The following is a 25028-nucleotide window of genomic DNA, read 5'->3' as shown; positions in this document are numbered from 1 at the left end:
GGAGCAACGACGCGCCATGCCCGAATCATCCCTATCCATCAGCACCTCATGCATCCTCTCCCTGGAGATGCCCTACAGTGAACAACTCTGCATCCGCCGCACCGTGTATCGCGGCGGCGACGGTCCCCGTGCCGCCATCGTGGCCGGTATCCACGGCGACGAGTTGGAAGGGCTCTATGTCTGCCAACTGCTTGCAGACTGGCTCGAACAACTGGGCCGGGATAATCCCGCGGGGCTGGCCGGCACCGTGGAGCTTTATCCGGCCATGAACCCCCTGGGGCTGGACACCCTGACCCGCGCCATCCCGGTCTTCGACACCGACCTGAACCGCAACTTTCCCGGGGGCTCCAGCGGGGACCTGCCGAAGCGGATCGCCCACGCCGCCATGGAGAACCTGGCCGGCGCGGCCCTGGTCATCGACATCCACGCCAGCAACATCTACCTGCGGGAGATCCCCCAGGTCCGGATCAACACCGACTTCGCCGACAGCCTTGTCCCCATGGCCCAGCGCCTGAACCTGGACCTGATCTGGCTTCACGGCGCCATGACCGTACTGGAGGCCACCATCGCCCACAGCCTCAACAGCATCGGCACCCCCTGCCTGGTGGTGGAGATGGGGGTCGGCATGCGTATCACCCCCGATTACTGCCGCCAACTGATGTCCGGCATCCTGACCCTCTGGAAGGACCTTGGCGTACTGGCCCCCGACGTGGAGCTGCCGCCCCTCAACCATCTCCCCCTGATCGCCGACGACAGCAACGTCCACTACCTGAACGCCCCCACCTCGGGGCTCTTCGTCCCGGTCATCGAACACTGGGCCGACGTACGCAAGGGACAGTTGCTGGGCAACATCGTTTCTCCCCTTCAGGGCGGCGTCCTGGCCGAGGTGCGCTCTCCGGTGGACGGCATCCTCTTTACCCTGCGGGAATATCCGCTCGTGTACGAAGGCTCGCTCATGGCACGGGTCATGGCCAGAAAAGGGAGGCTCTCGTGAGCAGTCGCGACCTGGTACTGATGACCGCCCCGCTGCGGGAAGACTTCACCATCCCCTGCCATGAGATCGGCCCGATGGCGCCCCCCGTCGTATCGTTCGTTTCCGGCCTTCACGGCGACGAGATCAACGGCATCTACATCCTGGCCCGCCTGGCCGATTTCCTCAAATCGGTGGAAAGCGGCGCCTATCCGAAGCTGCGCCTTGTGCAGCGGGTCCTGATCATCCCGGCGGTCAACGTGCTGGGGGCCAACACCCTGCGACGCGCCTGGCCTTTCGACCAGAGCGACCAGAACCGCATGTTCCCCGGCAACCAGATGGGCGAAACCACCCAGCGCATCGCCTACACCGTGCTGGAGGCGACCAAGAAATCGACCTACCGCGTGGACCTGCACAGCTCCAACCTGTACTTCGAAGAGCTGCCCCAGGTGCGTATCTACGACCCCACGCCGGAAGAACAGGAGAACGCGCGCCTGTTCGGACTCTCCGCCATCATGGAGCGCTCGGTGAGTCCGGTATTCACCACCACCCTCATGTATTCCTGGAAATACTGGCCCGGCCAGAACTTCCTGTTGCAGGTGGGGCAGGCGGGCTCCATACAGTTGCCCCACTGCCAACAGGTCTTTCGGGGGCTGGTTTCGTTTTTGGGGAGGATCGGCGTGCTGGAAGGGGTGGAGGTGGCCGAAGCGGACCAGGAGGCCCTTTACTTCACCAGGGAATGCTCGGTCCGCATCTATGCCGACCGGGCCGGCATGTTCGTCTCGGACAAGAACCTGGGGGGATGGGTAACGAAAGGGCAGGAGTTGGGCTACATCTACGACAGCTTCAACGGCAACGTCCGTACCAAGGTAGTCGCCCCGGCCGCAGGACTGTTGACCGGCATCCGCCGCCAGCCCATGCTGTTCGAGGGAGACCTGCTGGTGCGCATCTGCACCAAGGGAGGCTGAGGGCCGCCCTGTTTTAGAGTAAACCCGCTCACGGGGTCAATACAGCTCGTACTTCAGAAGCCGGCATTCGATCGGCCCGTTGAAGAGCACATACCGGCGCGCGGCCTTGAGCCCGATGTATTTGGCCAGCTCCAGGTTGCCGGTCAGGACGAAGCCGGTCCAGCCCCGGCAGCGTTGCTTCATGATATCCCCGATCCGGCAGTACAGCTCCTTCAGCTCTTCCTCATCCCCCAGACGCTTGCCATAGGGCGGGTTGATGATCACAACCCCCTTGTCCCCCTCCGGCCTGAACTCCTCCAGGGCCGCGTGAAAGAAGTGAAGCTGGCCTTCAAACCCGGCGGTGGCGGCGTTGCGTGCCGCCAGGACCAAGGCCCGGCTGTCCAGGTCATACCCGGTGACCAGGCCGACCGGAAGCCGTTCGATGCCGCTCTCCGCCTCCCTTACCAACCTGCTCCACAGCTTCCCGTCGAAATCCTGCCAACGCTGGAAGCCGAAGGAGCGCTTCAGCCCCGGCGCCACATGGGCGGCCAGCAGGGCCGCCTCGATGGGGATCGTGCCCGAGCCGCACATGGGATCGGCCAGGGGAATGGAGCCGTCCCAACCGGTCAGGGCGACCACGGCGGCCGCCAGGGTCTCGCGCAGGGGGGCCTCGTTGCGTTCCAGGCGGTAGCCGCGCCGGTCCAGGGCGTCTCCCGAGCTGTCCAGGCCGACGGTACAGACATTCTTGGACAGATGAACGTTAATGCGCACGTCGGGCGACGCCGTATCCACATTGGGACGGCTGCCGCAGGCCTCCCGGATCCGGTCCACAACGGCGTCCTTGGTCTTCAAAGCCACGAACCCCGAATGGGTCAGGTTGGAGTCGCGCAGGCTGCAATCCACCGCCAGGGTCATGGCGGGGGTAATCAGTTCCGGCCAGGGGATGGCGTGCACCCCGGCATACAACTCCTCGGGGGTCGCGCAGGGGAACACGGCGAGCCGCACCATCACCCGGCTGGCGGTGCGCAGCCACAGGTTGGCCCGGTAGAGGCCCTCCCGGTTACAGGTAAACGAAACCCCGCCCCGGCCGGCGGCCACATCCCCCACCCCCAGTTGTTCAAGCTCGTGGGCCGCAATCTCCTCGGCGCCGCGGGGAACGGCGGCAAAACAGGTCATCTTCGGATCGGGCCGCGGGGCCGGTCGCGGGCCGGGCCGCAGAATATGCTTCTTTTCACTCATGATGTGCCGCTCTCTCCTGTTCCCAGATTGCCGCCAAAAGAAGGCGCGTCTCCTCGGGGGTCCCGCTGTTGTCGATCACGACCCTGCCGTGGCGTTCTTTCTCGGCCAGGGGCATCTGGCTGGCGATGATCCGCCCGGCCGCTTCCCGGTCGATACCGTCGCGCGCCATGAGCCGTTCGAGCTGGATCTCGGGCCGCACCGTCACCACCCAGATCTCGTCGACCCGGTCGGTAACGCCCGCCTCGATCAGAAGCGGGGCCATGTAGATCAGCGTTCGCTGGCCAGCCTCGGCGGCGCGGGCAATGCGTTCCTCGGCCAGGCGCCGGATCTCGGGGTGCAGAACCGCCTCAAGGAGCCGCCGTTTCTCCGCATCCCCGAAGACGATGCTCCCCACACGCTTGCGGTCCAGGCCCCCGTCCGGGTTCAGCACCCCGGCGCCGAACAACGCGACAAGCTGCGCCAGGCAGGGACTTCCGGGCCTCACCGCCTCCCTGGCCAGTTGATCCGCATCGATGACCGGAACGCCGCGCTCCTGGAAAAAGCGGGCCACGCTGCTCTTGCCGGTGGCGACCCCGCCGGTCAGGCCGATAACGCGGATACCGGGCGGCCTCACTGTAACCCCTTCAACTCGTTGTAGGCCCGGCGGAAATTGGCATCGAAAAAGGTTTTGAATCCGGGCATGTTCCGGTATTGCGGCAGCGAGAACTCCCGTTTCGCCGCATCCACGTCGAGGCCTTTCGCGGCAAGGCGTAAAGCCTCGGTGGCAAAATCGCGGAAGAAGGACCGGAACCGCTTGATGCCGTCACCGTTGGTCACCGCGCCCAGCCCCGGAACCACCGTGCGCACGTCCAGCGCGGCCAGGGTATCCAGGTCCGCGATCCAGTCGCGAAAATAACCGTCCCCCATGTAGCCGCCCACATCATTGAACACGAGGTCGGAGGTGAACAGAACCCCGTCTTCGGGCAGGGTGACGAAGACATCGCCCTCGCTGTGGCCGCGTTCGGTGGCGGTCATGACGATTTCCCGGGTGCCGCGTTTTATGGTCAGGCCCTTTTCGAAGAATATTACCTGGTTCTTGATCCGCCCCGGCTCTTTTCTGAGCACCTGCCAGGTCCGCTCCGACACGATGATGTCGGCATTGAGGGGAAAGTCCGTATCCAGGGCGTCAAAACCGGCGTGGTGATGGGTCAGGACGACATAGCGCACCTGAAGCGGCGTGATGCTCCTGACAAAGTCGATCAACTCCCTGGTGGTAGCCTTGGTGAAGTGGGCGCCGGCCAGGATGACCTGGTAATCGGCCACCACGATCAGGCAATTGCTGGCGGCCCTGCTCCCCGGTTCCGCAAGGGCCGCATAGACGCCTTCGCCGACCTTCTGAAACCTGAAGTTGGCGGCAGAGGCCAAAACCGGCACGGCCAGCACGGCAAAAAAGGCTATGGCTAAGGACAGGCGTTTCATATTGCTCTCCCGAAGCCACATACTAACAGAGCATCCGGTAAAATGACAGATTTTTGGCTTGAGTTGGCGGCATAATTAGTGTAGTTTGGTTCGATAATGTCCGGGACCGGACAGGAATGGTACGGGCGGTTAGCTCAGTTGGATAGAGTACAGGCCTCCGAAGCCTGGGGTCGTGGGTTCGAATCCCATGCCGCCCGCCAATTCTTTTAGTTTCGACATGTTACCTCCGAAAAATGTCTTTGCAAACAAATTGCAAACTTTTTCGGAGCCTGCTATGCGACTGAAACATATCATCAAACGAGGTAGCCACTACCAGTTTGTTTGTCGAATCCCCACTGACCTTCAACATCATTTTCCCCGTCCTGTCATATACAGTACAAACCTGAAAATTTGTCGGCGGCAGCAAGCACGCTGGATTATACGGCCTTCTCCCGCTGAACCGGGACACGTGCGCCTGTTCCCGGTTCCGAGCCTGCGGGCGCGGTAATCGCATATTTGTGCACAATCTTTGCACACTTGAGTGATTGACAACGCTTGAATATCATTAGATAAGTTTTAAATGTCCACCTACAATGAAAACCCAAATCATGCATTGTGTCGTACATGGCGGGAAGGGACCAGTCAGGCTTATTTCTGCGTGGCTTTACAGGAGCAGGGAGTAAACTGCATCTTTGCCATTTCCAATGAAAGCCATAGGTTCTGCATCCACCCGGATCGCTACGACTTCCTGTCAAAATAGCCCCTTTGCCTCTCTACGGCAACATTGCAACCGCGGCAAACCCTCTTCAAACCGCGGAGCCAGCGAATGCTGGAATGGCCCGGCTCCTGCGCCGGGGTGTTCGGACCTTGGCCTGGGGATCTCTCCCTTGAGTTGCCTTGGGCATCCCCCTCCTGCCCCACCCGAACCGGGGCCTAAGTCCTGTTGCTATTGCTCTCCGCAGGCTTCCCATGGCATAAAGGGGTTTAATTCTTTCAACGGAGACCGGCAGTGGACTCGAAAAGGCCAAGAAACGACATAACGGACAAGATATTCAAACACACCCTGAACCAGCAGACCGGCTCCAGGAGCGAGGCGTTCAAGCGGGGACTCATGGCCGCCCTGGCCTATCGGTCAACCGGGATCAAGGTAAATCTGAATTGCCCGTACAAACCGGGAACTGCGGATTTTGAGGAATTTTGCGCCGGGGCGGACGAAGGGCACAAATCCTGGTGGACGCACGAAGAAAAGAAAAAGCTGAAACAGAAGAGATGAGACTGCGTGGAGAGTCGGGCGGCCATCAAATTTGGCAGGCCACAGCCGCCTGTCAGCAGCTTGCCGTCGCCAGCGATCCGTAACCTTCTCCGACCGGAGCAGGCGCCGCATCCTTGAGCAAATCGTGCGGGAATACGCACACCTTGTTTTTACCCGTCAGCTTGGCTTGATAAAGAGCCTGGTCGGCTTGTTTGACGAAGTTGGAAGCCACAACGGCGTCCCCGCCCCGGCAGGTTGTCAGGCCGATGCTTGCGGTTGCCTGAACCGGCCGGCCGTCAAAGGTAAAGACCTGCTTCGCCAGCCTGTCCCTTATCCGCTGGGCAATGGCATGGGCCGTAACGGTTTTGGTCCGGGTGAGGATGATGGCGAATTCTTCTCCGCCAAAGCGGGCGACCACGTCGTGACCACGGCAGCTTTCCTTGAGAATTCTGGCGAAGGCCTTCAAAACCTGGTCGCCGGCTTGATGCCCGTAGGTGTCGTTCACCTGTTTGAAATTGTCGAGATCCAAAAGGAGCAGGGAAACCGGGTGTTTGTCCGGACTGGCTACCTGCTGGGCCAGGGTTTCATCGAAAATCCAGCGGTTGAACAGCCCGGTGAGACCGTCGCGCATGGCCAGGTCTTTCATTCTGCCGTGTTGCAGGGCGTTCCTGATTGCCTGGCTGAAACAGGCCACGATGCTTGCCCGGAGAGAATCCGAAAAAGTCGCGCCGTGACCGGGCTTGTAGTAGATTAAAATGGTGCCGAGGTCATCCTGGAGATCGAAACGCACGGAAGCGCCTGAACTCTCGAACAAGGTGAAGGGGGTGTACGCTGTGTCCAGGGCGACTTTTGACTTGGCAGCGAGTATTCCTTTCCGGACGGCCGGGGAAAAGGCAATGATCCTGTCTTCGAGATCCGTCGAAAAAACAAAGGCAATCCTGTCGTAGGGGGCATGAGTATATAGTACCCGAGCCGCGGTGGAACAGATGCCGTCAAGCTCCAGGGACGTGCTGACCGCCGCCATGAAACTGCCGATGAAGTTTGCCTCCTCGAGCTGAGCCCGGAAGGCTTCCGATTGGCAACCGCCATCGTCGCCCTGGATATGGGGTTCACGTTCAGCCTTCATGTCTTTGTAGTTGGTTTCCGGTATCATGGCTGTCTCCCAAAACGCTGTTGCCGTCCCTTGCGGTATCCGCCCTCTCAGAGTCATTAAACTGACAAAATTTTATATAGCAACTTGTGTGCCATAATTTCAAATATAGATATGTGCCACAATATCAGATAATTATGAATTTAATGCAATTGTTTTTCACTAACTGCAATGAATATTTGGCATAGGCTTTATGGCTTTGTCATGTTTTTGACATAATTCCGGCCTCACATTAATCTGCCCTCCATGGGCGCGGACGGTACGGAATCAAAGGGCGCCAGGGAAGGCCCGGAAGGTGGCATAACGCCGGACGATCATCAGCCCCGTCCGGTTCAAAATTGTGGACTTCCCGTCGTCGGCCTGCTAATATTCGACGATATTTTTACACACAAAACGAGGCGACAAGAGGGGATATTCGGAGAGCAGCCAAGAGAAACAGCGCGATAATGTATAAAAATTACGGCCGGCAAGCTCCGATGGACAGAGTGCCGGCTTACGGAGCCAGGGCGCGCATGAAGCCCCTGTCAACGCACGGCACGCCGACAACCTCCAAGGTTTGCTCCACCCGTCTCCCATCGCCATCTCCGTCGCAAACAGCGTGCTGTTGGTCATTCCCGGCCGGCCTCCCACCCCCGCTTTCCCGCTCATCGCTGCACAACTGGAATTTTTTGCCGCATTTATCCTTGTGCCGATCATGCGTCTTCCGGCCTCGGCCCTGAAACCACGCACGGCGGCCGGATAACCGGCACATCCGGCTTCCCACGGAGGGACTTCATGGCAAAAGGAAGTTTTGACGCAACCGACCTGTTGGCTCCGCTCATGTTGCGGATACCGCTCGGCCTGATCTTCATGGCCCATGGCTCGCAGAAGCTGCTGGGGCTGTTCGGCGGACAGGGGCTGACCGCCACCCTGAAAACCTTCGAACTGAAACTGGGAGTCCCGCCGATCTTCGCCCTGCTGGCGATCATTGCCGAATTCGGCGGCGGCTTCGGCGTGCTGACCGGGTTCCTGACCCGGTTGTCGGCGGCCGGCATTTCCGCGGTCATGCTGGTTGCCATCTACAAGGTCAGCTGGGTGAACGGTTTTTTCCTGAACACCTACTGCGTACCGGGCCGCGGCCACGGTATCGAATTCAACATCGCGCTCTTGGGCATGGCGCTCTACCTGGTGATCGCCGGCGGCGGCCGCTGGTGCCTGGACCGCCTGGTATTCAGATCATAGGAGCAGATGAGAGTATGCCCGCTCTCCTGGGAGGAGCGAGGTGAACCGAGGTGAGCCTGGCCTGCCTCAGACTGCTGAAAAATTCAGGTTGTTCAAAAATGGTCAGATCGTCGCACCCGCAGAAGGCCCTGCGAAGGCGCCCGAAGGGTGAGGCCCGAGGCCTCAGTCACAAGGTGGCTTTCGAGGACGAAGGCCTGATGGCCGTTTTTCAACAACCGTTTCGATTGATAAGGGAGTACACGTGGAAATGCACAACCAGCAGGAAGTCGACAAGCGCCGCACTTTTGCCATCATCAGCCACCCGGACGCCGGCAAGACCACTATCACCGAAAAGCTGCTGCTGTTCGGCGGGGCCATCCAGCAGGCGGGGGAAGTCCGCGCCCGGAAGAGCGCCCGTCATGCCACCTCCGACTGGATGGAGCTGGAAAAACAGCGCGGCATCTCCGTTACCTCGTCGGTCATGAAATTCACCTATTCCGGCTGCGAGATCAACCTGCTGGATACCCCCGGCCACAACGATTTTTCCGAGGACACCTACCGGGTCCTGACCGCCGTCGACTCGGTGCTGATGGTCATCGATTCGGTCAAGGGCGTGGAGAGCCAGACCAAGAAGCTGCTGGAGGTCTGCCGCCTGCGCCATACCCCCATCATGACCTTCATGAACAAGCTGGACCGGGAGGGACAGGACCCCCTGGACCTGCTGGACGATATCGAGAAGAACCTGCACATGCAGACCGCCCCGGTCACCTGGCCGGTGGGGATGGGCAAGCGCTTCCGCGGGACCTACCACCTCTACACCAAGGAACTGACCTTTTTCGACCCCGATGCGGCCAACGGCACCGGGCGGGTGCTGACCGCCACCGGCCTGGACGACCCGCTGCTGGACGAGTTATTGGGCAGTCAGGTGGACGAGTTGCGCCATAATGTGGAACTGCTGGAGGGGGCCGCCCATCCTTTCGACCAGGAGGCCTACCTGGCGGGACAGCAGACGCCGGTCTTCTTCGGCAGCGCCATCAACACCTTCGGCGTGCAACAGCTTCTGGACGCCTTTGTGGAGTATGCCCCCGCGCCGCTGCCCCGCGAAACGATCAGCCGGATGGTGTCCCCCTACGAGGAGCCCTTCAGCGGCTTCACCTTCAAGATCCAGGCGAACATGGACCCGGCCCACCGGGACCGGATCGCCTTCTTTCGCATCTGCTCCGGCAAGTTCACCCGCGGTATGAAGGTCAGGCACGTGCGTCTGGGGCGGGAGGTGCAGATCGCCAACGCCACCATCTTCATGGCCCAGGACCGGACCAACGTGGAAGAGGCGTGGCCGGGGGACATCATCGGCATCCACAACCACGGCACCATCAAGATCGGCGATACCTTCACCCAGGGGGAGGAGCTGAAATTCACCGGCATCCCCAGCTTTGCGCCGGAACATTTCCGCAAGGTCAGGCTGCTCAATCCCATGAAATCGAAGGCGCTGGAAAAGGGGTTGGTGCAACTGGCCGAAGAGGGGGCCACCCAGGTGTTCAAGCCGCTGATGGGAGCCGACTGGGTGATCGGAGCGGTGGGCCTTTTGCAATTCGAGGTGGTCATGCACCGCCTGGAGTTCGAATACGGCGTCAAGGTGGCCTTCGAGCCGGTCAGCTATGTGACCGCCCGCTGGGTCACCGGCGAGAAGAAGAAGATCGAGGAGTTCGAGAAGAAGGAGGTCATGCACGTCTATATCGACGGAGAGGGGAAACTGACCTACATGGCCGGCAGCCAATGGCGCCTGGACAACACCATAGAAAACTGGAAGGAGCTGGAGTTCCACGAAACCAGCGAACATTCGTGATCCCGAAATCCGCTACAGAGCCACAGGATCACGGAGAACGGCGGGACAGGCGTTCGTTTCGGGCAACGCTCCGGGCGATCCGGGCATTCCCCCTATCGCACTTTCCGCTTTTCCTGCCGGGGGTCCACCCCATCGCCGCCTTCTTTATCCTGCGGCGGCTGAAGCACCTGGGATACTCCAACTGCAAGGTCGCAACCACCTCCAAAGGCCTGGTTGTTCACGCCCAGAAATAGGACGACAAAGGGCGACCCATCATAGGGCCGCCCTTTGTCGTTTCCAATTTTTAGCAGACTGTTGGATAACTGAGGTTGTTCAAAAATAGTCAGATCGTCGCACCCGCAGAATGACCTGAGGAGGCGTAGCAGCGCTACGCCGCACGAAAGGACGTTCGAGGACGGCGGCGAGATGGCTGTTTTTCAACAACCTCTTAGAGCCTACCCCATGAACTTGGATATCTCGAACCCGATCTGCCCCAAAGGCAGCACTTCATCGGCCACCCCGCCTTCGACGCAGGCCTTGGGCATGCCGTAGATGGTGGACGTCGCCTCGTCCTGGGCGATGGTCAGGCCGCCCTTGCTTTTCAAAAGCTGCATCCCCTTGAACCCGTCGTTGCCCATGCCGGTCAGGATGACCCCCAGCATGGAGCCGTTGGTCGCCTCGGCCATGCTCGACATCATCAGGTCCACCGAGGGGATGTACACGTATTGCGGATAGGCGCTGGTGGGGACCGTCTTGACAATGACGCTCGTGCCCTGACGGACCAGGGTGGTATGCATGCCGCCGGGAGCGATCAGCGCCAGCCCCGGTTTCAGCACATCGCCATCCACCGCCTCGCGGATGGTCATGGAACATTTGGCGTTCAGGCGATCGGCATACGGGCCGGTAAACGCCTTGGGCATATGGATGCCGACGATGATGCCGTAGGGGAAGTTGACGGGGATGCGGGACAGCACTTCCTGGAGAGCCACCGGTCCCCCGGTCGAGGCCCCGATCCCCACGTAATTGATCTTTTTGCCGGTGAACCGCGATACCGTGGGGCGGGTCGGCGGTGCGGCAACGGGGCTGACGCCGGCAGGCCGCGTCGGGGAGGGGGGTGCGATGCGGCCGAAGTGCGACTTGCCGGCCTCCCGGACCTTGCGCAGCAATTCCTCGCGAAAGATGTTCTGGGCCTCGGTCGAGTCGGTGACGTTCTTGGGGATGTAGTCGATGGCACCGGCGTCAAGGGCCTCGAAGGTGGCCCTGGCCCCTTCGTTGGTCAGGGTGGAGACCATGAGCACCTTGGTGGGCGCCTTGGCCATGATCTGCCGCAGGGCGGCGATACCGTCCATGCGGGGCATCTCGACGTCCATGGTGATGACGTCCGGCTTGAGGGCGATGGCCTTTTCCACCCCTTCCATGCCGTCTGCCGCCGTACCTACGATATCGAAGGTAGGCTCTTTGGAGAGTACGCTGCGAATCGCCATGCGCATGAACGAAGAGTCGTCGACGATCAGTACCCGTGTTTTTCCGGTTCGGGAAGTAAGCATCAATCCCCCGCCTGTTCTTGTGAATTGAAAATCGAGCGGACCAGTTCCCTGACGTCGGGAATGGCGTCGTCCAGCTCATAGCAGAACCGCTCCACGTCGAGGTTCGCCAGGTTCGGAGCCTCGTTCCTGAGTATCTGCCAGGCCTCTTCTTCGGACAGATTGAAGCTGACCCACTCCCTCCCGCCGTAGTTGAGCTCCCGCACGCTGCAGAACAGGTCGGACAGGTTGACGATGGCGCACAGGACCGGGTCGATGGTCGCCTCCGCAGGGGCATGATGGCACGAAATCAGTTCGCAGTACACCTCGGGGAAATTCCATTTCCGGGCCATGCACAGGCCGATCTCGCAGTGGGTCGTGCCCAGCCGTTCGGCCTCGGCATCCACCAGTTTGACCGGCTTGTCCTTGATGCTGTCCAACACCGCCTGGAACTCCTCGCGCTGGTACTGGCTCAGAAAGACCACGCCCAGGTCGTGGATGATGCCGCCGATGTAGGCCTTTTCGAGATCCGGATAACCGATCTTCCCGGCGATGATCTTGGAGACCATCCCGACCCCGAAGGAGTGCTCCCAGAAAGCGCTGATCTCGAAAGTACCCGTATCGGAGTCAAAGGCATTGATCAGGGACGTGGTGAGGGCCAGTTCACGGATGTGCTTCAAACCGAGATAGACGAGCGCCAGCCTGAGGGAGGTGATCTCGTGGCCCGGCTTGAAAACCGGCGAGTTCACCATCTTCATCACCCGGGCGGTCATGACCTGGTCGGTCAGCATCAGGTCGGCCACATCCTCGACGCGCACATCGGGCTGGTCAAGCAGGAGCAGCACCTGGGTGGCGACCACCGGAATCGTCGGCAGTTCCTCGATCGTGCCGACCAATTCTTCCGCTCTCTTTATCATCGCGAGCTTGTCCATGTCATATACCTTTCAGGCTACTTTTTGTAGGTGAAGCCACCGGGGAAATGGACGGTCTTGAACTTGTCGTTGACCCCGTGCAGGGACTCGGATTGGCCTACAAAGAAGTAACCGTATGGCTGCAGGTTGTTGTAAAAGTGCTGGACGACCTTGGATTTGGAGGCAGTATCGAAATAGATCAGCACGTTGGCGCAAAAGATGAAATCGAAGCTTTTCATGAAGATCATCTTGGAGTCGTCGTACAGGTTGAGCTTGTTGAACGTAACGAACTTCTTGACCTCCGGCGACAGGAGGAACTTGCCGTTCTCCTCCTTGATGTACTTTCGCTTGTAGACCTCGGGGATATTGCGGACCGAATAGGCGTTGTAAACGCCCTCCTTGGCCTGGGAGATGACGGTTTCATTGATGTCGGTGCCGACGATCTCGATGATCCAGTCCTTGAGGAGCGTCGCCCGTTTTTCCAGCAGCATCATGGACATGGTATAGGCCTCTTCCCCCGAGGAGGAGCCGGCGCTCCAGATGCGCAGCTTGCGGAATCCCATTTTATTCTTGGTCTCGACGATTTCGGGCAGGAGCTTGGTTTCCAGGGCCGTCAGTTGCGGCACATTGCGGAAAAAATAGGTTTCATTGGTGGTGATCTCATCCATCAGGTACTTCAACTCCTCGGCGCCGCGGGGCGATTTGAGGAGCTGATAATATTCCGTATGCGTCTTCGTGCCGGTGGCTTCCATTCTCCGGGCAAGACGGCTCTCCAGAAAGTACTTCTTGGTGGTATGGAAGTACATTCCGCAAATGTTGTAGATAAAGTCGCGCAGTTGTAAAAAATCGTTATCTGATATTGACACGGTCGGTCCTTTTTAGCTTGTGGTTAGGCTTACTCCGGAACGCCGGCGCGTCCTTGACGGCGTTCGAATGGGGGCGTTCCATGATACCGCTGGTTATATCCGCCTTTTCGGCAGGGCCAAGGCGCCAACACCCCGGTGTTGGGAAAAATGTTTCTGATGGCCGCCGGCCTACCGGCCCGAAGCGCCTTCGCCGTCGTCGATGAGCCCGACCGGATCGACGATGAGGGTAACCCGGCCGTCGCCGAGAATGGTCGATCCGGCGATGCCGGGGATGTTGGCCAGGTAGTTGCCGAGCGACTTGATGGCGACCTCCTGCTGGCCCACCAGACGCGTGACGACCAACCCCATGCGCTTGTCGGCGGCGCCGACGACGACCACATAGCAGAAATCGTCGTTTTCGTAGCGCTGCTGCACGTTGAACTTGCGTTGCAGGCGCATGAGCGGCAGCACCGATTCCCGCAGTTTGAGGACCTCCTGGCCGCCGACCATGTGGAACAGGCGCTGCTCGACCCGCAAGGTCTCGAGCACGGAAGAGAGCGGAATGGAGTAGACCTCCCCTTCCACCTCCACCAGAAGCGACTGGATGATGGCCAGGGTCAGGGGGAGACGAAGGATGAATTCCGATCCCAGCCCTTTTTCGCTTTTGATCTCGATCAGGCCGTTCAACTTCTTGATGTTGGTCTTGACCACGTCCATGCCGACCCCCCGGCCCGAGAGGTCGGAGGCCTTTTCCTTGGTCGAGAAACCGGGGAGGAAGATCAGGTCGAAGAGCTCGCGCTGGCTCATGGCGGCCAGTTGGTCTTCGGTCACCAGCCCTTTTTCCAGCGCCTTGCGCCCGACCCGGTCGGTGTCGATGCCCCGGCCGTCGTCCTTGATGCTGATGATGATCTGGTTGCCCTCGTGGACGGCCGCCAGGATAAGAGTACCCACCCGCGGCTTTCCGGCGGCAACGCGTTCGTCGGGGGTCTCCAGGCCGTGGTCCATGGCATTGCGGATCAGGTGGATGAGCGGATCGCCGATCTCGTCCACAACGGAGCGGTCCAGTTCGGTCTCTTCGCCGAAGATCTGCAGATCCACCTCTTTGCCCAGGTCCCGGGCCAGGCTGCGGACAATGCGGGGGAACTTCTTGAAGACCTTGTCCACCGGGATCATGCGCATTTTGAGGACCTGCATCTGCAGTTCGGAGGTGACGAAATTCATCCGTTTGGTAAGCTTGCCGAATTCCTCGTTAAAATCGAGCCGCTCGGCGTCACCCTGCTGCAGATCCTGGTTGAGCTGGATCATGCGGTTACGCTCCAGCACCAACTCTCCCACCTGGTTCATCAGATCGTCGAGGCGCTTGACATCGACGCGAACGGTTGTGTTGTCGGAAAGGTCCTCGCCCTTCCCTTCGGCCGGCTTGGGGACCGGGGCCTTTTTGGCGACCGCGTCCCCGGCAGGCTTCTGCGGCGCCACCGGCGCCACTTCCTGCTTGGGGGATGACGGCGCAGGCGCTTCGGATGATGCCGTGGCTTCCGCGTCCGGCGAGGGAGCGGCATCCGGCTCGGCGGCCGCTTGCGACGGTGCCGCGGAAGCCGGTTCCTGGGCCGCCTGGGGCGGCGGCGCCGCGGCCGCGTTCTCGGAAAGAAGCGGCAGCAGTTTGGCTATGGTGCCGTCGATCTCGCGTTCCTGAATTTCCCCGGCCTTGATATCGCTTACCAGAATCTTGACCAGGTCGGTGGCTTCGAGAATGACATCCATGATCTCGGGATTGACCGCCAATTCGCCCTTGCGCAGGCGATTCAAGACATCCTCCGTCTTATGGGTTACCTTGACCAGGAGGTCGAAACCCAGAAAACTCGAGGCGCCCTTGACGGTGTGGATGGACCTGAATATGCGGTTGAGAAGCTCGGGGTCGTCCGTCGTCTTTTCCAGGGCAACGAGGTCGTCATCGAGTTTCTCGAGCAATTCGGTCGTCTCGGTAAGGAAGCCTTCAAGCAGCTCCTGGTCTTCGCTATCAAACGGTGGCATGAAACTCTCCTTGGATAAAGCTGGGCACTATGAACTACATCGAGGCGAAAAGCCGCCTCTCGTCGCCGGAGAACATCTTCTCCAGATCGAGCAGCACCAGCAGGCGCTCGGCCTGGTTGATCACGCCGGCAATGCACTCCTGGTCGATACCGCTGGCAACCACCGCGGGAGAGGGCTGGATCTCGCTGCCGGAAATACGGATGACTTCCGAAACGGCATCGACAATAAACCCCATCAGTTCGCCTTCCACGTCCATGACCATGATGCGGGTCTGCTTGTCGTTTTCCGCTTCCATCAGGCCGAATTTCTTGCGCATGGAAATGATCGGGATTACCTTGCCGCGCAGGTTTATGACGCCATCGACATAATGGGGGGTATTGGGAACGCGCGTTACGTTCGGCATGCGAATAATTTCCCGAACCTTGAGGACGTCCACGCCGTATTCTTCCTGGTCAAGATTAAAACTTACCAACTGAATCAGTTTATCACGGGACTCATCGGATTTTACCGGCACGAGTGCATCGTTCATTACTCCCTCCTCTATATATATAACCACGCATAAATCAATCAAAACATCCGGAAAATTTTGTCGGGGCGAAAGCCCCCTACAAAAATTAAAATACTAAGTTGTGCCTAATATTTACCATGCAGATCAGTATTTATCAAGCACGATAAAATGTAAACGCCAAGACAAGGCCGCCGGATAGGTCGGCGGGTTTGGCAACCGCTGAAAAGCATGGAGTCATTTTCTTGACTTTCGTGTCAAGACCATCTATCATTCGAATCCGACACCGTTCAAAAACACTCCGGACAAACTGGGCAACCCTTCGCAACAACGGATAACTCATGGATACGCTGGGCACTATTTTCATAGTTGAGGACGACCGCAAAACCCGGGATCTCGTATCGGCGTTTCTGAAATATCAGGGATACGACATCGTCCACGCCGCACCGTCATCCAATATTTTTGACACGATCCGTGAGAAACATATCGGCATAGTGATCGCCAATCTGAAGTTTTTAGCCGGGATCGCACCCGATTTCATGGAACAGGCCAAAAAGACAGCCCCTCTTCTCGTCCTGATCGGTTACGGCGACAACACCCATATCAGCCCGTTAAGTGAAGACAACGTCTTCCTCATGTCCAAACCCCTCAACCTGGATGAGTTGGAAAGCCTGGTCATGCGCGCCAGGGAGTTCCAGACCATGAAGTCCCAGGATACCCCGGACGCGGCGCACCACCCCCACAAACTCTGTTCCTCCATAATCGGAAAAAGCAGCAGGATGGTTGCGCTGTTCGAACTGATCGAAAAGGTGGCCGAGTCCAGCGCCACGGTTTTGATCCAGGGCGAGTCCGGGACTGGCAAGGAACTTGCAGCCCGTGCCATACACCAGTTGAGTTCCAGAAGCGACAGAAACTTTGTCCCGATCAACTGCGCGGCGATACCGGAAGACCTGATCGAAAGCGAGTTGTTCGGCCATGTCAAAGGTTCCTTTACCGGCGCATACGCCAACCGTGTCGGGCGTTTCGAGATGGCGGACAAGGGTACCCTCTTTCTGGACGAAATCGGCGACATGAAGGCCAATCTGCAGGTCAAGCTTCTGCGGGTCCTGCAGAGCAAGGAGTTCGAACCGGTCGGGTCGACAAAATCCCAGAAAGTGGATGTCCGCATCATCGCGGCGAGCAACAAGAAGCTGGAAGCCCTGGTGGAATCCCAGGACTTTCGCGAGGACCTCTTTTACCGGCTTTCGGTCATCCCGATCACCATCCCGCCCCTGCGGGAACGGCGTGAGGACATACCGCTTTTGATAGAATCTTTTCTGAGCCGTTTCAACAGCGAGAAACGGCATGCGGTGACGGGTTTTTCCAGGGATACCCTGGACATTCTCTGCGCCTACGACTGGCCGGGGAACGTCCGGGAATTGGAAAACCTCGTCGAACGCCTGGTGATCCTCAAGGACAGCGGCCTCATCGTTCCGGGAGATCTGCCCGACAAATATCTTTCCCGGAAGACCCAGGTGAAGGCGCCGGCACTGCCGCCCGGGGACGAATTCCCGGAAATCGGCATCTGTCTCAATTCGGCCCTTGAGGAGTTCGAAAACCGCCTGATCCTCCAGGCTCTGGAGCGGACCGGGGGCAACAAAAAAGAAGCGGCCATCCTGTTGAATCTCAAACGGACGACCCTGATCGAGAAGCTGAAAAAGAAGAACCTGGCCTTAGGCAGGGAGCACGAAACGCTATGACTATCGACATCAACGGCAATCTGTCGCTGCTCAGGTCGGTCCTGGAGCTGGAAGCGCGCAAGAGCGGCCGGGACGGCGCCGCCGGGCAGCCCGACGGCGTCTTCGCCGAACGGCTCGATCACGCCATGGGAGACCCGGCGACAGGACGGGTGGAACCGTCCAACGCCCAAAACCTTGCCGAGGCGCTCAGCCTGCAGATGCTCCATACGACCCTGAGCCTGGCGGGAGACGGTTCGGCCGACGCATCGGCATCCCCGGTGCTCGGACAGCAACCCTCAGCGTTCCAACCCCTCATCAAGGCCTATGCCGATGCCGCCGCGCAAGCGAGCCAACCCCGGACGGCCCGCGACTCCATGGAACTCTCTTCCGAAGAGCCCACCCCCGCATCGTTCCCCGCACAGCCTTCAGTGTCGCTGGGAAGCGGAAAAGAATGGCTGGAGCCGATCATCGCCAAGGCCTCCAGCCGTTACGGGGTCGAGACGGGGCTTATCAAGGCCGTTATCAAGGCCGAGAGCAATTTCAACCCCACGGCCGTTTCCTCCGCAGGCGCCCGGGGTCTGATGCAACTCATGCCCGGCACTGCCCGCTCCCTTGGGGTCAACGACTCCTTCGACCCCGAACAGAACGTCATGGCCGGGACCCGCTTCCTGCGCGACCTTCTCGACCGCTACAACGGGGACGTGGATTCGGCGCTGGCCGCCTACAACTGGGGGCCGGGCAACGTGGACAGAAGACCGGAACGCATCCCCCGCGAAACGCAAAATTACCTGGCACGGGTCAAACAGCTCTACGCATCGTACAGCGCCTGATTCCTGCCATCTTTACCGCGCAACAATCTGTGCGGCATCCACTTAACAGGCTGTTTAAAAACTCAGGTTGTTCAAAAATAGTCAGATCGTCGCACCCGCTAGACAAGCCCTGCGGAGGCGTAGCAGCGCTACGCCGCACAAGAGGGCTTTCGAGGACGGCGGCGAGCTGGCTGTTTTTCAACAACCTGTTAACAGGTGATTCCATGCCCCCCCTGTACATCGTCGGCACCGGCCCCGGCGACATCGTCCACTTGACCGATGCCGCCCGTCAGGCCATAGCCCAATCCGCAACCATTATCGGCTACACCAGCTACCTGGAACAGATCGGCCCGCTCATCGCCGGAAAGGCAACGGTGGCAACCGGTATGATGGGCGAGATGGAACGCTGCCGCGAGGCTATCGCCAGGGCGCGCGCCGGCGAGGCGGTTGCCCTGGTTTCCGGTGGCGACGCCGGTATCTACGGCATGGCCGGGCTGGTGCTGGAACTCCTGGAAAACGAGGCCGAAAGCGGACTGCCCCAACCGGACGTTCGCGTCATACCCGGCATCTCGGCCATCCAGGCGGCGGCCTCCGTGCTGGGCGCACCGCTCATGCACGACTTTGCCGTCATCTCCCTTTCCGACCTGCTCACCCCCTGGGACCGGATCGCCGCACGGCTGGATGCGGCCGCCCGGGCCGATTTCGTCATCGTGCTCTTCAACCCCCGCAGCACGAAGCGCGTCACCCAGATCGAGGAGGCCCGCCGCATCATTCTGGCCTCCCGGCCGGCCGGGACCCCCGCGGGCATCGTGCGCAACGCCTGCCGCCCCGACGAATGGAGCACCGTCACCACCCTGGGGGAGATGCTGGAGCACCGGATCGACATGTCCACCATCGTGGTCATCGGCAACGGCAGCAGCTTTGCGGACCGCCACGGACGCATGGTCACGCCCCGCGGCTACGCGGGCAAGTACGGCGACGCCCCCGGTTCGAAACCTGAAGCCGTGACGCCGGAATGCCGTAGTGTCCGGGAGAACCGGAGCCCGCACGCCACCCATGTCCCAGCAGACAGCTCACCATGCCGGTCCTCCGTCGAACACTCGCTTGTCTCCATGCATGCAAAGGCGGAGGTCTTCCGGCCAAACGAAGGCATGGAGGCGTCACGGCTTCAGGCGGATAAGAATGCGCCGGAGGTCTCCCCGCCGGGCGCCGTCATGTTTTGCGGCACCGCCTCGGACGTGGGAAAATCGGTCATTACGGCCGGGTTTTGCCGCCTGTTGGTCAGACGCGGCATCAGCGTCGCTCCCTTCAAATCCCAGAACATGTCCCTCAACTCCGGCGTCACCCCCGAGGGGGGCGAGATCGGCCGGGCCCAGGCCGTGCAGGCCCAGGCCTGCCGGATCGAGGCCCATACCGACATGAACCCGGTGCTGCTGAAACCCAACTCCGACACCGGCAGCCAGATCATTGTCCAGGGACGGCCGGTGGGCAACATGGATGTGGCGCACTACGACGCCTACAAACCCCAGGCTTTCGAAAAGGTGACGGAGAGCTTCGAACGCCTGAAGAACGCTTACGGGTTCATCGCCATCGAGGGGGCCGGGAGCATTGCCGAGATCAACCTCAAACACAGCGACATCGCCAACCTCCGGGTGGCCGCCATGGCGCGCTGCCCCGTCATCCTGGTGGCCGATATCGACCGCGGCGGCGTCTTTGCCCAGATCGTCGGCACCATCGACCTGCTGGAGCCCCATGAGAAAGCCATGATCCGCGGGATCATCATCAACAGGTTCCGCGGCGACGCCGCCATTCTGAAGCCGGGCCTGGACTTCATCGCGGAACGGACCGGCATCCCGATCATCGGCGTCCTCCCCTGGCTGGCGGACCTCGACCTGCCCGCCGAGGACAGCATGGCGCTCAGCCGCCCCTCGCAACCGGCCGGAGGAGTTCCCGACCCGAAGGCCATCCGCATAGGGGTAGTCAGGCTGCCGCGCATCTCCAACTTCACCGATTTCGACGCCTTCCGTCACGAGCCCGACTGTATCCTCACCTATCTGGAATCGCCGCACCAGATGGCCGGGATCGATGTCCTCATCATCCCGGGCAGCAAATCGACCATCCCCGACCTCCGCTACCTGGAAGAACGCGGCTTCCTCGAGGCCATACAAGGTTTCACGGGGCATATCGCGGGCATCTGCGGCGGCTACCAGATGCTCGGCCGGCGCGTTTTGGACCCCCACGGTGTGGAATCGGACGTCCGGGAACTGGCCGGGCTCGGCCTGCTCCCGGTGGAAACGGAGCTGTTGCCGGAAAAGACGACGCAACAGGCGATGGCCCGCCTCGACGCGGCCGGGCTCGCGATAGCCCCCGGCTGCGGGGACGACCTGTCCGGCTACGAGATCCACATGGGCGCCACCACTCCCATCGGCCCGGCGGCTCCTTTCGCCCGCATCTCCCGGCGCGGGGCCGACCCGGTGGCCGTCGAGGACGGCGCGGTCTCCCCGGATGCCAGGGTCTTCGGCACCTACCTCCACGGGCTCTTCGAGAACGCCCGCTTCCGGGAGGCCTATCTCAACCGCATCCGCCGCGACAAGGGCCTGCCGGTGCGACACGACAACCATGAACGGGACCACGGCGATCCGTTCGACCGGCTGGCCGATCACCTGGAACGCCACCTGGACATCCCCCTCATGCTGGACATCTGCGGGCTGGAGCGGTGACTTCCGCGGAACCGGCAGTGCTGATCCTGGCTCTGGTGCTGGACCTGACCCTGGGCGACCCCCGCCGGCTGCCCCACCCGGTGGTCCTGATCGGCCGGTTGATCGCCCTTCTGGAATCGGGCCTGCGCAGGATCACCCGCCATGAGCGGGCAGCCGGCATCGGCCTGTTGCTCCTCACCGTGGGAACGAGCGCGGCAACAACCTGGCTGGCGGTGTACGGGCTCACAACACTGAATGCCTTTGCCGGTTTCCTGGGCGCGGCATATATTTCCTACACCTGCCTGGCCGCCCGCTCCCTCCACCGGGAATCGGCTCTGGTCGCAGACGCGCTGGCGGCGGGAAACCGGGATGAGGCGCGACGTAATCTGTCGTATATCGTCGGCCGCGACACCCGCGATCTCGGCGATGCCGACATCTGGCGGGCACTGGTGGAAACCGTGGCCGAGAACACCGCCGACGGCATTGTTTCGCCCTTGTTCTGGCTGACCCTCGGCGGTCCGGTGGCCGGCATGGCCTTCAAGGCGGTCAGCACCCTGGACTCCATGGTGGGCTATCAAAACGAACGCTATCTGCGGATGGGCTGGGCATCGGCCCGCATGGACGACCTGCTGAATTTCATCCCTGCCCGCCTGACCGCCCTGTTGATGGTCATGGCCGCCCCCCTGGCCGGGCTTTCCGGGCGAAACGCCGCACGAATCGCACTGCGCGACCGCCGCAACCACCCTTCGCCCAACAGCGGCCACCCGGAGGCTGCGGCAGCGGGGGCGCTGGGGGTGCGCCTGGGGGGTGCGGCCAGCTACGGCGGCCGCCCCTCCTGGAAGGAACACATCGGCGATCCGCTGGCCCCCCTTGACGGGCGGGCATACCGGAGTATGATCAGACTGATGTACGCCACCACCCTGCTCATGGCGGCTGTTTGCATTGCCGCCGCCTGGGCGCTGAAAGGCTTTCATGTCCCGCAGCCATGACCACGGCGGCACCGTATTCGCCACCGCCCGCCGCATGGGCGTCCCGCTGTCCAGCCTGACCGATTTTTCGGCCAGCATAAACCCGCTGGGGCTGGCGCCGTCGGTGAAAGCGGCCATCGATGGGGCCCTGGACAGCCTGGTGCACTACCCCGACGCCGGCCATGAGGAGATGAAGGAGGCCCTGGGCCGTTACCACGGGCTCCCCGCAGATCGCTTTGTCGTGGCAAACGGTTCGACGGAGCTCATCTACCAGTTGCCGGCCGTCCTCTCCGGGAGACGCGCCCTGCTTGCCGCGCCCTGTTTCAGCGAGTACGAACGGGCCTTGAAGCGGCAGCAGTGGGAAACGGACTATTTCCTGCTCTCGCCGGAGGACGGTTTCTCGCTGGACGCGGGCAGACTGGAAGCGAAACTTGCCGAAGGGTACGATGCCTTCTACCTCTGCAATCCCGGCAACCCCAGCGGGACGCTCTACCCGCCGCACACGGTCGAGCAGGTCTGCGAGCTGTGCAATGCCGCGGGCACCTTTCTGGTGCTGGATGAAGCGTTTATGGATTTCTGCGAGGAGGCGTCGGCCAAGCATGCCGTCGCCACCAGCGACAATGTCCTTATTCTGCGCTCCATGACCAAGTTTTTCGGCATCCCCGGCCTGCGCCTGGGGTACGCCATGGCACACGAGCGGTTGTGCCGGAGCATCGACGCCCGCGGCGTGCCGTGGAACGTCAACACCCTGGCGCTGGCGGCCGGCACGGCCTCCCTGGCGGACCGGGAGTACCACCGGCGGACCACCCTCTTCATCGACCGGGAGCGAGGTTACCTGTGCGGCCTTTTGGACGGGCTTTCCCAACTCAAGGTCTATCCCTCCCGCGCCAATTTCCTGCTGGTGGAGATTCTCGGCCCGATGACGGCCCGGGACCTGGCACGAAAACTCCTGGAGGAATTGGTCATCATCCGCGACTGCGCCACCTTCAACGGCCTTACGCCGCACTTCTTCCGCATTGCGGTGCGCACGCGCGCAGAAAACGAACGTCTTGTCACATGCTTGGAAAAGATACTACACTAACAGGCTTTTGAAAAACTCAGGTTGTTCAAAAATAGTCAGATCGCTGCACCCGCAGAAGGCCTGATGGCTGTTTTTCAACAACCTCCTAAAGGGGGGAGTGATGGGGGAGACCATACGTTTCGGCATATCCATCGACGACGGGCTGTTGGAGCGTTTCGACCGGTTGGTTACGGAAAAAGGCTACATCAATCGTTCGGAGGCCATACGCGACCTGATCCGCGACGCCCTGGTGGAGCAGACCTGGGAAGCGGGCAACGAGGAAACGGTCGGCACCGTGACCCTGGTCTACGACCACCACGTCCATGATCTGGCCGACCGGCTGACCGACATCCAGCACGACCATCACGACCGCATCATCTCGACCCTGCACGTGCATCTGGACCACCACAACTGCCTCGAAGTGCTGATCGTCCGGGGCCGGGCCGGCCAGATCAAGGCCATAGCCGATTCGCTGATCGGCGTCAAGGGGGTCAAGCACGGTAAACTGGTAATGACGACCACGGGGCGGGAACTGGGCTAGCTTCACATCCGGGGCTTCAAGATGGAAACGGGGCTAAGGGACATCAAAACTTAACAAAAAAGGGGAAGCGCGAGGCTTCCCCTTTTTTTATTCATTCTCTCCACCCTGCCGTCGGCTTAAAGGACCTCCGGCGAGTTTCCTCAACCGTGGGAGTCAGTATGCTGCTTCAGGCAATTCCCGCATAATGGGGCAGCACACCACAGCAGGGAGCGACCCCCGTTTTGTTTAGCATTCCGCCCGGGTGCTACCGCCGACCAACAGGGTAGAGAGAACGATCAGGTGGTTCAATTATTACACCTGCGGCTAACGTATTACAAGACTTTTGTAAACCGGTCAGGCATACCCCAGAAAGGCGGTCAGCCGCCGGATATCTTCCATCAGACGGCCGAAGCCGGGGAAGGTGAGGGACTGGGGACCGTCGGAAAGCGCCTTTTCCGGCTCGGGATGCACCTCCACCAGCACCCCGTGGGCACCGGCCATCAACGCCGCCAGCGCCATGGGCGGCACCAGGCTGCGCTTGCCGGTGGCGTGGGACGGATCGACCATGATCGGCAGGTGCGACATCTCCTTGATCAACGGCGCAACGGCCAGATCCAGGGTGTTGCGGGTGGCGGTCTCGTAGGTGCGGATGCCCCGCTCGCACAGGATGACCTGGTCGTTTCCCTCGGCCAGGATATACTCCGCCGCGGCCAGAAATTCCTCCACCGTGGCGCTCATGCCGCGTTTGAGCAGCACCGGCTTGCGGATCTTGCCCAACTCCCGCAGCAGGTCGAAGTTTTGCATGTTGCGCGCGCCCACCTGGAGCAGGTCGGCGTACTCGGCCACCAGTCCCACGTTGTCCGGACTCATGACCTCGGTAACGATGGGCAGGCCGCTCTCCTTCCCCGCCACGGCGAGCAGTTTCAGCCCCTCCTCCCGCAGCCCCTGAAAGGTGTGCGGCCCGGTGCGCGGCTTGAACGCCCCTCCCCGCAGCATGTCGGCCCCGGCCTGTTTCACGAAGAGGGCGGTCTTGACGATCTGCTCCTCGCTCTCCACGGCACACGGACCGGCCACCATCACCGGCCGGCAGCCCTGGCCGACACGGACGCCCTGCACATCGACGATGGTATCCTTGGGGTGAAAATCCCGGGAAACCAGCTTGTATGGTTTGGAAACGTGGATCACCTGTTGTACGCCCGCCAGTTCCAGAATTTTGCTGTCATCGACGTATCCCTGGTTACCCAGCACGCCGATGGCGGTCCGTTCGCGGCCGGGGATCGGCGCCGCCGTGAAGCCCATCTCGCTCACGGCCCGGACGACGGCATCGACATCCGCCGTGGTGGCATTATGACTCATGACGATCAGCATGAATAGCTCCTTTTAGCCGGATCAGACAAAATTTTACTCTGGAGAGACCGT

22 protein-coding genes and 1 tRNA gene are annotated in these 25028 nt (G+C 60.9%); 13 read left to right on the top strand and 10 right to left on the bottom strand.

The window, feature by feature from the left end:
- The first annotated feature begins 16 nt into the window (after window positions 1-16).
- Together LDN12_RS04485 and LDN12_RS04480 are read left to right on the top strand one after the other, a co-directional pair.
- Window positions 17-994 carry a M14 family metallopeptidase gene (locus LDN12_RS04485; RefSeq protein WP_223921487.1) on the top strand — a complete coding sequence of 326 codons (978 nt, stop codon included), beginning with the start codon at window positions 17-19 and terminating at the stop codon, window positions 992-994.
- A complete protein-coding gene (locus LDN12_RS04480; protein WP_223921486.1) occupies window positions 991-1938 on the top strand; it encodes a M14 family metallopeptidase in 948 nt (315 codons plus the stop codon). Before LDN12_RS04485 ends, LDN12_RS04480 begins: the two co-directional genes overlap by 4 nt.
- Window positions 1939-1974: 36 nt before the next feature.
- On the opposite strand, the gene LDN12_RS04475 is transcribed toward LDN12_RS04480, so the two are convergent.
- From LDN12_RS04475 to LDN12_RS04465, 3 genes are read right to left on the bottom strand one after another with little or no spacing between them, the layout of a single operon-like run.
- The gene (locus LDN12_RS04475) at window positions 1975-3156 is read right to left on the bottom strand and encodes a class I SAM-dependent RNA methyltransferase (RefSeq protein WP_223921485.1); all 1182 of its coding nucleotides are present in this window, start codon (window positions 3154-3156) and stop codon (window positions 1975-1977) included.
- Window positions 3149-3754, bottom strand: coding sequence for a dephospho-CoA kinase (gene coaE, locus LDN12_RS04470; RefSeq protein ID WP_223924024.1), 606 nt, complete (start codon window positions 3752-3754; stop codon window positions 3149-3151). The genes LDN12_RS04475 and coaE overlap by 8 nt, the downstream gene beginning before the upstream one ends.
- 11 nt (window positions 3755-3765) lie before the next feature.
- A complete protein-coding gene (locus tag LDN12_RS04465; protein ID WP_223921484.1) occupies window positions 3766-4614 on the bottom strand; it encodes an MBL fold metallo-hydrolase in 849 nt (282 codons plus the stop codon).
- Between the two features lie 123 nt (window positions 4615-4737).
- On the opposite strand from LDN12_RS04465, the gene LDN12_RS04460 reads away from it, so the two are divergent.
- Together LDN12_RS04460 and LDN12_RS04455 are read left to right on the top strand one after the other, a co-directional pair.
- Window positions 4738-4814 (top strand) — tRNA-Arg (locus LDN12_RS04460).
- Window positions 4815-5602: 788 nt separating this feature from the next.
- Window positions 5603-5866, top strand: coding sequence for a hypothetical protein (locus tag LDN12_RS04455; protein WP_223921483.1), 264 nt, complete (start codon window positions 5603-5605; stop codon window positions 5864-5866).
- Between the two features lie 52 nt (window positions 5867-5918).
- Here the strand turns inward: LDN12_RS04455 and LDN12_RS04450 are convergent, their stop codons facing one another.
- The gene (locus tag LDN12_RS04450) at window positions 5919-6998 is read right to left on the bottom strand and encodes a GGDEF domain-containing protein (RefSeq protein WP_223921482.1); all 1080 of its coding nucleotides are present in this window, start codon (window positions 6996-6998) and stop codon (window positions 5919-5921) included.
- A gap of 771 nt (window positions 6999-7769) precedes the next feature.
- On the opposite strand from LDN12_RS04450, the gene LDN12_RS04445 reads away from it, so the two are divergent.
- The 3 genes from LDN12_RS04445 (at window position 7770) to LDN12_RS04435 (ending at window position 10274) form a co-directional block, all read left to right on the top strand.
- Window positions 7770-8216, top strand: a complete 447-nt coding sequence (locus LDN12_RS04445; RefSeq protein ID WP_223921481.1) for a DoxX family protein — start codon at window positions 7770-7772, stop codon at window positions 8214-8216.
- Between the two features lie 247 nt (window positions 8217-8463).
- Window positions 8464-10041 (top strand): peptide chain release factor 3, encoded by a 1578-nt coding sequence (locus tag LDN12_RS04440; protein WP_374045079.1) that lies wholly within the window; start codon window positions 8464-8466, stop codon window positions 10039-10041.
- Window positions 10038-10274 (top strand): hypothetical protein, encoded by a 237-nt coding sequence (locus tag LDN12_RS04435; protein ID WP_223921479.1) that lies wholly within the window; start codon window positions 10038-10040, stop codon window positions 10272-10274. Before LDN12_RS04440 ends, LDN12_RS04435 begins: the two co-directional genes overlap by 4 nt.
- 201 nt (window positions 10275-10475) lie before the next feature.
- Here the strand turns inward: LDN12_RS04435 and LDN12_RS04430 are convergent, their stop codons facing one another.
- The 5 genes from LDN12_RS04430 to LDN12_RS04410 form a co-directional block, all read right to left on the bottom strand.
- The gene (locus tag LDN12_RS04430) at window positions 10476-11567 is read right to left on the bottom strand and encodes a chemotaxis response regulator protein-glutamate methylesterase (RefSeq protein WP_223921478.1); all 1092 of its coding nucleotides are present in this window, start codon (window positions 11565-11567) and stop codon (window positions 10476-10478) included.
- Window positions 11567-12475, bottom strand: a complete 909-nt coding sequence (locus LDN12_RS04425) for an HDOD domain-containing protein (protein WP_223921477.1) — start codon at window positions 12473-12475, stop codon at window positions 11567-11569. Before LDN12_RS04425 ends, LDN12_RS04430 begins: the two co-directional genes overlap by 1 nt.
- 17 nt (window positions 12476-12492) lie before the next feature.
- Window positions 12493-13320 (bottom strand): protein-glutamate O-methyltransferase CheR, encoded by an 828-nt coding sequence (locus tag LDN12_RS04420; RefSeq protein ID WP_223921476.1) that lies wholly within the window; start codon window positions 13318-13320, stop codon window positions 12493-12495.
- Between the two features lie 168 nt (window positions 13321-13488).
- Window positions 13489-15330 carry a chemotaxis protein CheA gene (locus LDN12_RS04415; RefSeq protein ID WP_223921475.1) on the bottom strand — a complete coding sequence of 614 codons (1842 nt, stop codon included), beginning with the start codon at window positions 15328-15330 and terminating at the stop codon, window positions 13489-13491.
- Window positions 15331-15364: 34 nt separating this feature from the next.
- Entirely contained in the window at window positions 15365-15859 is a 495-nt protein-coding gene (locus LDN12_RS04410) for a chemotaxis protein CheW (protein WP_223921474.1), read from the bottom strand.
- A 317-nt stretch (window positions 15860-16176) separates the two neighbouring features.
- Between LDN12_RS04410 and LDN12_RS04405 the strand changes: the two genes are divergently transcribed.
- From LDN12_RS04405 to nikR, 6 genes are all read left to right on the top strand, one after another.
- Window positions 16177-17574 (top strand): sigma-54 dependent transcriptional regulator, encoded by a 1398-nt coding sequence (locus LDN12_RS04405; RefSeq protein ID WP_223921473.1) that lies wholly within the window; start codon window positions 16177-16179, stop codon window positions 17572-17574.
- Window positions 17571-18383 (top strand): lytic transglycosylase domain-containing protein, encoded by an 813-nt coding sequence (locus tag LDN12_RS04400; RefSeq protein WP_223921472.1) that lies wholly within the window; start codon window positions 17571-17573, stop codon window positions 18381-18383. Before LDN12_RS04405 ends, LDN12_RS04400 begins: the two co-directional genes overlap by 4 nt.
- 203 nt (window positions 18384-18586) lie before the next feature.
- Window positions 18587-21082, top strand: coding sequence for a cobyric acid synthase (locus LDN12_RS04395; protein WP_223921471.1), 2496 nt, complete (start codon window positions 18587-18589; stop codon window positions 21080-21082).
- The gene (cbiB, locus tag LDN12_RS04390) at window positions 21079-22050 is read left to right on the top strand and encodes an adenosylcobinamide-phosphate synthase CbiB (RefSeq protein WP_223921470.1); all 972 of its coding nucleotides are present in this window, start codon (window positions 21079-21081) and stop codon (window positions 22048-22050) included. The genes LDN12_RS04395 and cbiB overlap by 4 nt, the downstream gene beginning before the upstream one ends.
- The gene (gene cobD, locus LDN12_RS04385; RefSeq protein WP_223921469.1) at window positions 22034-23110 is read left to right on the top strand and encodes a threonine-phosphate decarboxylase CobD; all 1077 of its coding nucleotides are present in this window, start codon (window positions 22034-22036) and stop codon (window positions 23108-23110) included. Before cbiB ends, cobD begins: the two co-directional genes overlap by 17 nt.
- Window positions 23111-23210: 100 nt before the next feature.
- The gene (nikR, locus tag LDN12_RS04380; RefSeq protein WP_223921468.1) at window positions 23211-23630 is read left to right on the top strand and encodes a nickel-responsive transcriptional regulator NikR; all 420 of its coding nucleotides are present in this window, start codon (window positions 23211-23213) and stop codon (window positions 23628-23630) included.
- Between the two features lie 333 nt (window positions 23631-23963).
- Here the strand turns inward: nikR and aroF are convergent, their stop codons facing one another.
- The gene (gene aroF / locus LDN12_RS04375; protein WP_223921467.1) at window positions 23964-24977 is read right to left on the bottom strand and encodes a 3-deoxy-7-phosphoheptulonate synthase; all 1014 of its coding nucleotides are present in this window, start codon (window positions 24975-24977) and stop codon (window positions 23964-23966) included.
- Window positions 24978-25028: the final 51 nt, after the last annotated feature.

The sequence above is a fragment of the Geobacter sp. AOG2 genome (assembly GCF_019972295.1).
Classification (GTDB): Bacteria; Desulfobacterota; Desulfuromonadia; order Geobacterales; family Pseudopelobacteraceae; genus Oryzomonas.
The sequence above is the reverse complement of the archived record's forward strand: the minus strand, read 5'-3'. Positions and strand labels throughout refer to the sequence as shown.

What these genes read in the sequence shown, in the direction of transcription:
- nikR (WP_223921468.1), top strand. Translation starts at nt 23,211, where the DNA reads ATGGGGGAGACCATACGTTTCGGCATATCCATCGACGACGGGCTGTTG.
- LDN12_RS04405 (WP_223921473.1), top strand. Translation starts at nt 16,177, where the DNA reads ATGGATACGCTGGGCACTATTTTCATAGTTGAGGACGACCGCAAAACC.
- cobD (WP_223921469.1), top strand. Translation starts at nt 22,034, where the DNA reads ATGTCCCGCAGCCATGACCACGGCGGCACCGTATTCGCCACCGCCCGC.
- LDN12_RS04410 (WP_223921474.1), bottom strand. Translation starts at nt 15,859, where the DNA reads ATGAACGATGCACTCGTGCCGGTAAAATCCGATGAGTCCCGTGATAAA.
- LDN12_RS04415 (WP_223921475.1), bottom strand. Translation starts at nt 15,330, where the DNA reads ATGCCACCGTTTGATAGCGAAGACCAGGAGCTGCTTGAAGGCTTCCTT.
- LDN12_RS04400 (WP_223921472.1), top strand. Translation starts at nt 17,571, where the DNA reads ATGACTATCGACATCAACGGCAATCTGTCGCTGCTCAGGTCGGTCCTG.
- aroF (WP_223921467.1), bottom strand. Translation starts at nt 24,977, where the DNA reads ATGCTGATCGTCATGAGTCATAATGCCACCACGGCGGATGTCGATGCC.
- LDN12_RS04440 (WP_374045079.1), top strand. Translation starts at nt 8,464, where the DNA reads ATGCACAACCAGCAGGAAGTCGACAAGCGCCGCACTTTTGCCATCATC.
- LDN12_RS04445 (WP_223921481.1), top strand. Translation starts at nt 7,770, where the DNA reads ATGGCAAAAGGAAGTTTTGACGCAACCGACCTGTTGGCTCCGCTCATG.
- LDN12_RS04465 (WP_223921484.1), bottom strand. Translation starts at nt 4,614, where the DNA reads ATGAAACGCCTGTCCTTAGCCATAGCCTTTTTTGCCGTGCTGGCCGTG.
- LDN12_RS04395 (WP_223921471.1), top strand. Translation starts at nt 18,587, where the DNA reads ATGCCCCCCCTGTACATCGTCGGCACCGGCCCCGGCGACATCGTCCAC.
- LDN12_RS04430 (WP_223921478.1), bottom strand. Translation starts at nt 11,567, where the DNA reads ATGCTTACTTCCCGAACCGGAAAAACACGGGTACTGATCGTCGACGAC.
- LDN12_RS04485 (WP_223921487.1), top strand. Translation starts at nt 17, where the DNA reads ATGCCCGAATCATCCCTATCCATCAGCACCTCATGCATCCTCTCCCTG.
- LDN12_RS04450 (WP_223921482.1), bottom strand. Translation starts at nt 6,998, where the DNA reads ATGATACCGGAAACCAACTACAAAGACATGAAGGCTGAACGTGAACCC.
- LDN12_RS04475 (WP_223921485.1), bottom strand. Translation starts at nt 3,156, where the DNA reads ATGAGTGAAAAGAAGCATATTCTGCGGCCCGGCCCGCGACCGGCCCCG.
- LDN12_RS04425 (WP_223921477.1), bottom strand. Translation starts at nt 12,475, where the DNA reads ATGGACAAGCTCGCGATGATAAAGAGAGCGGAAGAATTGGTCGGCACG.